Genomic DNA, 10981 nt, shown 5'->3' with positions numbered 1-10981 from the left:
GGCGCCGTCCTGGCCGAGCAGAGCGACGAGTGGGCCGAACAGCGCCGGTACATGGGATCCGAGATCCTCGGACGCTGCCGCCTTCACCTGATCGAGGGAGAAACCGGACCGGAAACGCACCCAACATCCCTCACTGCATAACCTGTCAACGAATCACCGAGTGGCCGTCAATACACCACTCCACTGGACTCCACCGTCTCGGCGTTGGCGTTTGCCTGAGTATGCCCATCGCCTGAAGGCACCGGCGACGGAACCAGGGTGCAAGCCCTGGGCGCGTTCGAAATCCGCGATTTGACGATTGGCGGAGAGGGACAGACCTCGTATCACTGGCGGCCGGTGAATAACTGCAGGTCGGCCGTATGCGTTGCGTCGCGGTAGCTGTGACCTGATCTCGCCCGGTGATCGGCGAGGCATGGCGACTTCCAGGGAAAACGGTTGATCGGAAGGTGTCCGGTTGACCATAGCGACGTGCGACCAGTGGGCTCAAGAGCGTCGAACACGCGATCCCTCCTGGGTGCTGCCGTCGGTGCTCAGGCGGTCTGGGCGACTTCGTTGTTCTCTCGTTCCGCGAGGAACTCGTCGAGGAGCTGGAAGAGGACCTCGATCGCGCGGGCTTCGTGCTCGGGCGGCAGGTTCCAGGGGTTGTCCCACCCGCCGGGCAGGGCGATGTGCAGGACCTGGCTGGGCCAAGCGTGGTTGCAGTCCTGTCCTCGGCGGGCGACGAGCCACTCGTGCCATCCCGACAGTCCCGGCGCCCCGTGCCGTGCCGAGCTCTGGTCGTATCCGGTGAGGAATGAGGTCAGAGACAACTGTCAATGAACTGCCGAGACTCTCATGTCGCCTATGTCTTGAGGCCACACATGACATGCGCCGGTTGGCGTGCTCAATCACCGCGAAGACGTACAACCGGCTACCCGTCAGGGTGCGGGTCTCCAGGAAGTCGCAGGCCAGCAGCTCATCGGCCTGGGAGCGCACGAAACCGGCCCAGGTGGTGCGGTCCCGCTGCGGCGCGGGGTCGATGCCGTTCTCCCTCAAGATCTCCCATACCGTGGATGCGGCGGTCTTGATGCCCAGGGCGGCGAGTTCACCGTGGATTCTGCGGTAGCCCCACGGGCTCTTCTCCCGCGCCAGCCGCAGGACCAGAGCCCGAATCGAGCGCAGAGTGCGCAGTCGACCAGGCCGCTTGGGCGCACACGTCGCGGCATGCCGACGTCTCAGCAGGTCGCGGTGCTCTACCTTCCTTGCCGGGTTGACCCCAGCCATTCGTAGGGTTGGGGAGCCCAGGGGAGCTGGGTGTGGCTTTCGCGGTGCTGCCAGACGACATGGCTCAGCTGGCTTGGCCGCCCGGCTCCCCACGACGACTCGGCCGCCGATTGGGAAGTGCGAGAAGGTCGCTGTGTAGAGCAATGCCGGCGAGGTCGTCCGTGGCTCACGAGACAAGTACGACCGACTGGAGCATGCTGAGCCGGATCTGGGTCGGAGCCGACTGCGGCAGAACCCACCACCACTGCCTGGTCATGGACGCCGAGGGCAACACGTTGTTGTCCAGGCGTGTGCTCAACGACGAGGCCGAACTACTGGAGCTGATCGGGGACATCCTAGAGGTCGCCGACAACAGCGAGGTGACCTGGACGCTGGATATGACCGGCGGCGAGCCTGCCCTGCTAATCGCGCTGCTTGTCAGCCACGGCGAGAAGCTCCAGTACATCCCCGGCATCGCGGTGAGCCGGGCCACCGACAGCTACCGGGGACAGGGGAAGACCGACGCCCGGGATGCACGGGTGATCGCCGACCAGGGCAGGATGCGTCGCGATCTCCACCCGATCAGGCCTGGCGACGAAGCGGCCATCGAACTGAGGCTCCTGACGGACCGCCGGGCTGACCTGGCCAAGGACCGCACCCGCACGATCAACCGTTGCCGGGCCTTGATGAACAGCATGTTCCCTGGCCTGGAGCGGGTCCTGGACCTGGGCACCGTCGGCGCACTGGTACTGCTGACGGGATACCAGACCCCTGCGGCATTGCGCCGCATAGGTGTCAGCCGCCTGACGACGTGGCTGCGGAACCGGAGAGTCTACAACGCCGGCGCGCTGGCCGCCAGGGTGGTCGAGGCCGCTGGACACCAGCAGACCTCGGTGGCCGGGGAGAAGGCGATTGCCATGATGGTCCACACCCTTGCGAAGGAGGTGACGCTCCTGAACGAGAAGATCGCCGAGACCGACAAACTCATCCAGGAGCGGTTTCGCCAGCACGAACTCGCGGAGATAGTCCAGAGCATGCCCGGCATCGGCCCTCTTCTGGGGGCCGAGTTCCTGGCCGGCATCGGCGGTGACCTGGACGCGTTCCCCTCCCCGGACCGCCTTGCCGCGTTCGCGGGCCTTTCCCCGGCCCCCTCGGGACTCCGGCAAAGTCAGCGGCAACCACCACCGCCCCATGCGCTACCACCGCCGCCTGCAACGCGTCTTCTACGCCCCCGCGCTGATCAGCATCCAATGCGATCCGAACTCGCGGAGGTTCTACGACCGTAACGCGCAGAAGGGAAGCGACACGACCAGGCCGTCCTCGCCCTCGCGAGGCGCCGCGTGAACGTCCTTTGGGCTCTCCTCCGTGACCGAAGGTGCTACCAAGTCAGGCCACCACTGATCACGGCAGCTTGACAACCAGCATTGGGAAGCCAGCGCCGCAGCGTGTCCGGGCGCACCAGCAGCTGGAATTACGGGCCTGCCGACCTGGCGTTGCAGGACGGCAAGCTGATGGCGCAGCGCAAGAATCTCGACGTCCTTGTCACGGTCGCTCATCGGCAGCAGACCTATGAGGGCAAAGGTGTTCGTCATCATCGCAAGGTAGACCAGTCGCAGCACCGAACCATCATGCCGCCCGCAGGCGGCGATTTGGCGAGCGAACCGGCCCCGGACCGTGCCAAACCAGCGTGCAGGGACGAACGGCCATCAGGCCGCTGGCCTGGCCAGATGGCCAGTCGGCACCCACAGCGCTCCAGGAGCCACGAATCAGGCCGTCAGGAAATCTAGTCCCCAGGCCGAGGTCGTACTGGACGCCATCTGATACAACTCGGCGACTTCCTTTTCAAAAAGCACCAAGACCGCATCCGGAAGATATGCAGGAGCATCGTCCCGGATTTCTCCTAGGGCAATAACAAACGATGGCCCATCTTCAAGGTCGAAGCGAAGGGCCCAGACAGAATTCGGACAGCCCAGATTCGCAATGTGCCACGCAACCCCAATGCCCCGAATGGTCAGCCCAATAATTGACGACCACTCAGGCAAATCAGAGACATCAACCGAATCAATCAAACTGCCTGAGGAACCATCACCCAACGAAGCCGAGGAGACTCCAAGGAACTCATTTTCCCCCTCCATCTCCCACCGCAGGGCAAGCCTGCGCCCGTTAGCCAACGCGAGCTCGACGCCGTGGTCAACTTCGTGCACAAGTCCGCCTTCCCGCCCGTCAGGCCACTGCGCGCCCGACGGGACGAGATAGCTGACGGAGGAGATGCGCGAGCCAACGACATCGCACAGCAGGCCGAGAAGCCCTTCTTCGCCGCCAGTTGATGTTGGGTATGTCACGGATAGACTCCGAAGTACTGGAAGTTGCCATTCGCATCGAAGGTGGCGCCAACGAACCTACCATTGACTACATCATTCCCAATGATTCTGTAGCCGCCCGAAAATCCTCCGCCGGTCACAAGCTGGAAGTCAGCGTTAGGGTCCGTAAGAATTCCATCGAGCAACGTCTGCCCTGCACCGTCAAGACCCTTGCCACCGACGGTGGGAAGTTCGCCGCGTCCCATATGTTTCTGATATTCACGGCCAACGCGCGTAAGGCCATTCTTGTCTGCCCGCATTCCACTCTGCGAGGCAGCCTCAAAATCAAATCCAGCAGGGCAAGAAGTGTTATGAACGAGGACGGCCGTGTCGCCCGCTTCTACATAGTACGTGTGGGTCGTTGCGATGGTGAGGTCGTTGGTGCGAAGGGCCTGCTGGAAGTGTCTGACTGCAAGGATCAGAGTGGCGGTGCCGTCAACCGAGCGCAGGGCCATGCCTGGCCGGAGGTTCTGGGCGGTGATCCAGGCGTGGTCGTTCGCGACCCAGAAGGGGTGGGTGTCGGTTGCCGTCAGATGGGCAGGCCCCTTGGTCGTAGCGATCGTCAGGTCTGCAAAGTTCCTGTCGTCCAGGGTGGTGATCAGTTTCTGGACGACGCGAGGCTGGGTCTTGCCTGTGTCGGGGTCGGTAGCGACCACGAAGTCGCCAGCTTTGATGTCCTTGATCTTTTTTACGGTGCCGTCGGCCATGAGGACGTCGGTGTCGGGCAGGAAGCTGTGGGTGGTGCATAGATCTAGAAGGTTGGAGACAGCGGAGTCGGCTCCCTCAGCTGTTGTGGCCGCGCCGACCTCCTCAACTGTGGTGGCGGCCAGCGTAGCCTCGGCTCCCTCTCCAGCTGGTGGGACCACGAGGGTGAGTACGACCAACCCAATCTTGAAGAAGGCAGCAACGCAATGCTTTCCCTGCGTAAAGCAATGGTAGGCATCCTGGATACCCAGAGGGTCGTCCTGAGCTCCTCCGTTAGTTCCTCCGAGGAGCCCGGCCTTGTTCACGTCCATGCAGAATTTTGCATAATGCGCATCGCTGGCACTACCAACACTCCCGCAAATTCCTTGCGCCCACCGCCCGATCATCTGCCCATAGGACTGATTTCCGCCTTGGCTGGCAGCAAGTTCCTTGAAGGTTTTGAGTCGAATTCCATCAATGGTCGGCTGGCCATCTTTCGACCTACCGATGACCGGCTTACCGCTTCCGGTCGACCCGGTAGAGCCGGTCGTCGTTGTGGGGGTGGGGGGCGGAGGGCAGTTCGTGCCAGCGTAATCGCAATTGCCGTTGTAGCCAGCGGGGTCCAGCCCGGTGGGGTCGCTGTTGGTGATGGGGTTGCTGCCGGCGTAGGTGTAGCCGTTGAGTTGTTGGGGGCTGCTGGTTTCAAGGACGGGGTCGAGGCTGATGAAGCGGCCGAGGGTGGTGTCGTATTGGCGGGCGCCGATGGTGGTGAGGGCGTCGCTGGTGTCCTGGGGTTTGTCGAGGTAGCCGTTGGGGTTGAGCCATGAGCTGCCGGGGGTGGTGCCGCGGGGGGCGCCGTAGGGGGTGTACTGCTTCCAGGAGGGGTTCTTGGCGGTGGAGTCGAGGCTGAGGGTGGCGGTGTTGTGCTGGTCGGACAGGGTGAAGCTGTAGTTGCTGTTGGTGAGCACGGCCTGGCCGCCGCCGGGCAGCGGGTAGCTGCGGACGGCGTTCAGGGAGCTGTTGTTGGTGTAGAGGGTGATCTGCTGGTCGGGCAGGAAGAGGGTGGTGATCGGTCCGGGGTCGGTGCGTTCGATGACGTTGCCGGCGGTGTCGTAGGTGTAGCTGGTGGCGTTGGAGCCGGTGGTGGCGGTCTGGAGTTTGCCTTCGTCGTTCCAGGCCAGGCTCTGTTGGCCAGCAGGGGTAGTGCGGGAGGTGGTGTTGCCGAGTCCGTCGTAGCAGTAGGTGCTGGTGGAGCTGGTGCCGCCGGTGGTGGTTGCGGTGGCCAGGGTGTGGGCGCCGGTGCTGGTGGTGCAGCCGCTCGCGCTGCCGCCGTAGGCGTAGTCGGTCCTGGTGTCGGTGCCCGCGGTCAGCGAGTGCTGGGTCTGCGCCTTCGGCTGGCCGAGCACGTCATAGGTCCAGCTGGTCCAGTACGCACTGCCCGTGACGCCGTCACCGACGGTGGTGGTCACGTTCGAAGACGTGGGCTGGGTCGAGCAGCTGCTGGCGGTGCTGGCGGTGGTCCAGGCCTGGGAGAGGCGGTCCAGCGGGTCGAAGTTGTAGCACTGGGTCTCGGTGGTGGTGCCGTTGCGCAGGTCGGTCTGTGAGGTGATGTTCCCTGACGGGTCGAAGCCGTAGCTGGTGTCGTCCATCGGGGTGCTGGAGACGGCGGTGTTGACCACGTTCTGGTCGTTCAGTGCCCCGGTGTGGGTGTCGTAGGTGTTGGAGACTGTGGCTTGGTTGGTGGCCGAGCCGATGAGTTCCTGGGCGACCTGGCCCAGGTCGGTGTAGGCGACGTTCTGGGTGTAGCCGTTGGTGCCGCCCAGGGTGCACGGCTCGTCCAGGCCGCTGTAGGCGCAGTAGCCGATGGTCGGCGCCTCCGCGGCCATGCCGCCGGCGGCCGGGATCAAGGTGGCCTTGGGCAGGCCGGTGGTGGGGGTGTAGGTGTGCTGGTAGGCGTAGTTGCCGGCCAGCAGGCTGGTGCCGGGCACGGTGTAGGTCTCGCCGAGGGACTCACCGAAGATGTTGAAGCCCGTGGCCTGCACAGTGAAGTTGCCGGCCGTGGTGTACGAGGTGGTGGTGGTGAGGTGGCCGATCGGGTTGGTCACCCCGGACACGTTGGTGCTGTTGTCGTAGACCCAGGAGGCGATCTGGTTGCTGGGCTGGTTGGCCAGCGTCGTGTCGTACTCGGCGGTCTTGCGGTTCAGCTGGTCGTAGGTGAACGAATGGGTGTGTCCGGCCGAGTCGGTGGACTGCAGGATGTTGCCGGCCGGGTCGTAGAGCGTGGGGGAGTTCGCGGGGGTGGATCCGGCGTCGGGGTCGCTCTGGGTGACCGGCTGGCCGAGGAAGTTGTAGCCGGTGGACCAGGTGTCGCCTGCGGCGTCGATGGTCTGGTAGGCGCGGCCCTGGGCGTTGAAGGTGTACTTGGTGGCCTGGGTGGTGCCACTGGTGATCGCGGCGGTGGTGAAGCCGCCGGTCGTGGTGGTGGTTACGGTCGGGGAGGTCGAGTACTCGTCCTTCTCGGTGGTGCGCCCCAGCGCGTCGACCACGCTGGCGGTGGCCACGCCGCCGGTGGGCGGCACGGTGATGGTGCGGTCACCTTGGTACTGGTTGTAGGCGGTCTGCTTGGCCAGGGAGTCGGCCAGCGAGGTGACCACGGTGGGCCGGCCCAGGCCGTCACGGGTGGTCAGGGTCTGCTGGTGGGAGTAGTTGTCGGCCACCGTCACCATGGTGCCGTTCGGGCTGGCGGTGTTGTCCGAGTAGTTGGCGTTGGTCTTGTAGACCCAGCCGTGGGTGTCGTAGAAGGTGTCGCTGATGATGCGCCCGGCCGTGGTGGACACCGCCTGCGCCTGCGTCTGACGCACCCGCATCAGCGCGTCGTAGAGCGTGGTGGAGGTGGAGTAGCCCGACGAGTCGTTCATCGTCTGGGTGGTGACCACGACCGGGGCGGTGGTTCCGGAGGCGGGGAAGGCGTAGGTGTAGAGGAGGTTGGCGGGCGAGCCGGTGGTGCGCGAGTCCGTCCATACCGCGATGACGCGGCCCAGCCCGTCCGAATGCACCGTGGTGACCACGCCGTTGGCGTCGGTCATCAGCTCGGGCAGATTGCGTTCGGGGTCGAGCGTGGTGGTCCCGGTCTGGCCGAGCACGTTGGTGGTTTTGATCGCGGTGGTGGTCAGGTAGGTGGTGTCGGTGTAGGCGGAGGAGTTCTTATTGCCGTTGGCGTCGTAGGAGGCGGTCTGGCGTCCATAGCCGTCGTAGAGGCTGGCGGACTTGGTCTGGTAGGTGAACTGCCCGCCGCTGTAGCCGGTGGCGGTCTGGGCGACGGAGATGTCCCCGAGCGCGGGGGCGGCCTGCGGCCAGGTCGGCGAAGCGGGCTGGGGCCAGGTAGCCGCCATGGTCGGGTTGTTGTAGAAGGTGCGGGTGTCCGAGACGACGTCGGTGGCCTTGTTCAGCGACGTCGGCGCGGCGAGAGCGTTGGTCTGCGCGGCGGTCGGGGCGCTGGAGCCGGCCGGGGAGGTACCGCCACACGCCTTGTCGTCGATCTCGGTCTCGGCGACCAGACCCGCCAGGTTCAAACTGGTGTTGGCCGGGGCGTAGGTGGTTTGGGTGCAGGTCTCCTGCGAGGAGCCGGTGCCTGCCAGGGCCAGGTCGCCGTGACTGTAGGTCAGCAGGGGCAGGCCGAAGGTGGGTGAGCTTGCGGTGGTGTCGTAGCTGGTGTCGGTCTCGGTCTTGCGCCAGGTGGTCGGAGTTCCGCTGGTGACGAGTTGCCGGCTCCAGCTCTCCACCTGGCCGACCGCGTTGGCGGTCAGCGCGGGCAATGCGGTGCGGGTGCGGGTCGCGGTGGCCGGGGAGACCCAGTAGGAGTTGATGGTGGAGTGGTCGACCGGGCCGTTGTTGTAGGTGTAGGCCTTGGACTCCATGGTGTTGCCGGCCAGCTGGTTGCTGTCGGTGTGCGTGCTGCCCTGGGAGTCGGTGAGGCTGACCGAGCGGGTGGAGGTGGAGGAGAGCCAGTCGCCGTTCATCCCGCGGTAGTACCAGGTCTCCGACTCCGTCACCGGATCGGTGCCCTGGCCGGTGCGGGTCTGCACATCCGCATAGCCGCGCCACTGCCCGTAGGTGCGGTACTTGGCCTTCGCCAGCTCGTTGTCGTCGTAGTGCCACGCGCCGTGCCCGAGGTAGGTGTAGGCGGTGAACAGGCCTGCCGACCCGCCCGACGGGTCGGACTGGGACACCGACTGGACCGAGTACTTGTTGAACCAGTCCAGGTACGGACTACCGGTCGTGGGGGGTGTCCACTCCACCGGGAAGCACGAGGCGGTGTTCGTGGAGGGGGTGAGCGAGGCGATGCTGGTCGCGGTGCAGGGGTCGACCAGCTCGTAGACCACGCTGATGTTGCTGCCGGACTCGGTGGTGATCGCGTTGAGCCGGTAGCGGTTCAACGGGCCGAGCCCTGACCCGGTCCCGGTCGTGTAGTTGACCCGGTTGGCCGTCATCTGGTAGCCGAATTTCACCGGGGGCAGCGGGACAGCCGAGCCGCCGGCAGTGGTGTCGTTCCCGGTGCGGAGGATCGAGTCCAGCCGCACCGTCGAAGTGTTGTAGGTGCCGGTGGTCGGGATCGACTGCCCCAGCGCCCAGGTGTCCACGGGCGGGACGTACGACGAGCCGTTCCACTGCTCGGTCGTGATCCCGGTCAGCCGCACCGTGGAGAAGAACCCGGGCCCGTAGCTACTGCAGGTAGCGCCGTAGACGCAGATCAGATCTGCGGGCACGTCCGGCCAGTTGGCGGTGTTGGACGCGATCGGGTCGCAGGTGCCCGAGAAGCAGCGTTCCCCGGTGGTGTAGACGACCTTGTCCGCGATGGTGCCGTAGGCGTTGCCGTCGGTGAAGCCGTAGTCGATGTGGTCCAAGTGACTGTCGCGGACGTAGGAGACGTTGTGCGCCCCGTTGTCCTCGCCGTAGTAGTTCGTGTCCTGCTTGTAGTAGTACGACATCGCGTTGCCGTGCAGGTCCTTGACGTAGTCAAGGTGCCACCGGTACGCCATCGTGCACACCGAGGAGGTGAACCCCGAGGTGGAGTTGCACGGGTCGGTGGGGTTGGCCCCGTACACCGGCTCGGAGTCCACCGAGTTCGTGGTCGCCCTGCCCGTGGACCAGCCCGGCAGTTCGTTGCGCCCGAACGTGTAGACGGTGCCGGAGCGGTCTTTCACCGTCCAGTAGTCGGTGTTGTACGTGCCCGAGCCGTTGCCGCTGCCGGTCACGTGGGTGACCACGTCGCCGTTGTCGTTCGTGGTGTGCCAGGCGCCCGTGGAGTCCTTGACCAGCGACACTGAGGAGCCGAGCAGCGACAGGGTCAGGATCGGCCCGTCGTAGCACATGTCCCCGGTCTGGTCCGCGGGCGGCAGCGTCACCCCTTCGGGGGTGGCGGAGCAGGAGGTGAAGGACTGCTCGACGTAGGAGTCCGCTGTCGACCAGCCGTCACCGACCCACGAGGACTGCGCCTGGGTGGCAGCGGTCTGGCCGTCGACGCTGCCCGAGTCGTAGTTCAAGTCGATCGACGGAGTCAACCTCGAGTGTGCCGGTGGCACCGAGATCGGATAGGTGTAGTCAAACGAGCCGGACGAACTGCCCGCGCTCCACGTCGCGGAGGCCTTCAGGGACGTGGCGCCGTACTGCCCACCGCTGCTGCCCCCGTCACCCGAGGACGGCGCCGACGTCATCGCCAGCACCATCGCCCCAGCGGTGTTCGCGGCCAGGGCGACACCCGTCACGCTGGCTGGGGTCTTGGCGGCGGTGGCGGCCAGCGGGGCCGGGCCCAAGGTCACCGTCGCGGACAGCGACTTCGTCACCGTGTCGTTCACGGCCGCCAGCGGCGTCTGAACCCGGCAGGAGGCAACCTGAGGTGTCGTCAGCGCGCATGCGGGCAGCTGCACCAGGCGCAGTCGTCCCTGGTAGTCGCCGCCGTACGCCTGGGCGAAGGAGGAGTAGTCGACTCCCACCCGCACCGCGCCACGCCCGGCACCGGCCGGGGTGACCTGCGCCAGAACGCCACTGACGCCGGCCGCGGCGGCGGCGCTGCGGCTGAGGACCTTCACCCCCAACGACGACGGACCCGCATAGACCCCCTTGGGATCGGGCAGCGCCTGTCCCCACACCGGGCTCCCCGTTGCCCGGCTCCTCGCGGTGCCGATCGGCAGCGTGGAGGACGCGGCGGCGGGCCAGTGCGTCGCCGTCGCCTTGTAGTTGGGGGACGGTACTCGCTGCGGCAGCTGCCTGACCGGCACCGCGGTCACCGGAACCGGGTGACCCAGATCTGCCCGAGGCGCCGTCGCCTTCGGCGCGACCGGGACGGCCTGAGCCACCGCAGCCGGGCCCATTTGCACGACCAGCGCACCGGCGACCGCGAAAGCGACCCGCCCCCACGCCCCACGGCGCCCGCCCCACCACGATTTCGCCCGCACTAGCTACTCCCGGGTCCCAGACGGCACCTTGCCGCACGTCAATCGCCAACGCCGCCCCGGGCAACCCCCGACACCGACGGCATTGATCATGGGGACCATAGCGAGCGCGTCGCCTCGGTGGGGTCACGAACAGATCACAGGGTGCTCGAGGGTCGGCCTGTAAAGTGGCCAAAACCCCCCAACGATTCCTTTAATATCGCCCAACAGGCTGGTGATGAAAGTCACACTCGACGGCATCCT

General features: G+C 65.8%; 4 protein-coding genes and 3 pseudogenes. 3 read left to right on the top strand and 4 right to left on the bottom strand.

The annotated features are described in order from the left end of the window. Positions 1 to 141: pseudogene (locus ABIA33_RS17530) on the top strand (IS256 family transposase); the annotation flags it as partial. Positions 142 to 530: 389 nt separating this feature from the next. On the opposite strand, the gene ABIA33_RS17525 reads toward ABIA33_RS17530, so the two are convergent. Both ABIA33_RS17525 and ABIA33_RS17520 read right to left on the bottom strand, forming a co-directional pair. Then, positions 531 to 809, bottom strand: coding sequence for a hypothetical protein (locus tag ABIA33_RS17525; RefSeq protein ID WP_370082514.1), 279 nt, complete (start codon positions 807 to 809; stop codon positions 531 to 533). A gap of 55 nt (positions 810 to 864) precedes the next feature. After that, positions 865 to 1230, bottom strand: a pseudogene (locus ABIA33_RS17520) (integrase); the annotation flags it as partial. Positions 1231 to 1457: 227 nt separating this feature from the next. Here ABIA33_RS17520 and ABIA33_RS17515 point away from each other — a divergent pair. Together ABIA33_RS17515 and ABIA33_RS17510 are read left to right on the top strand one after the other, a co-directional pair. Then, positions 1458 to 2657, top strand: a pseudogene (locus ABIA33_RS17515) (IS110 family transposase). Between the two features lie 30 nt (positions 2658 to 2687). Next, positions 2688 to 3029, top strand: coding sequence for a hypothetical protein (locus tag ABIA33_RS17510; RefSeq protein ID WP_370082489.1), 342 nt, complete (start codon positions 2688 to 2690; stop codon positions 3027 to 3029). On the opposite strand, the gene ABIA33_RS17505 is transcribed toward ABIA33_RS17510, so the two are convergent. Beyond that, complete coding sequence (locus tag ABIA33_RS17505; protein ID WP_370082487.1) at positions 3009 to 3584, bottom strand: hypothetical protein; 576 nt, start codon at positions 3582 to 3584, stop codon at positions 3009 to 3011. The two genes, ABIA33_RS17510 and ABIA33_RS17505, sit on opposite strands and share 21 nt — an antisense overlap. After that, a complete protein-coding gene (locus tag ABIA33_RS17500; protein WP_370082485.1) occupies positions 3581 to 10564 on the bottom strand; it encodes an RHS repeat-associated core domain-containing protein in 6984 nt (2327 codons plus the stop codon). Before ABIA33_RS17500 ends, ABIA33_RS17505 begins: the two co-directional genes overlap by 4 nt. Positions 10565 to 10981 lie beyond the last annotated feature (417 nt).

It is taken from the genome of Streptacidiphilus sp. MAP12-16 (genome assembly GCF_041262165.1).
GTDB lineage: Bacteria > Actinomycetota > Actinomycetes > Streptomycetales > Streptomycetaceae > Streptacidiphilus.
Note: the sequence above shows the minus strand (reverse complement) of the source record. Positions and strands in the feature narration are given on the sequence as shown.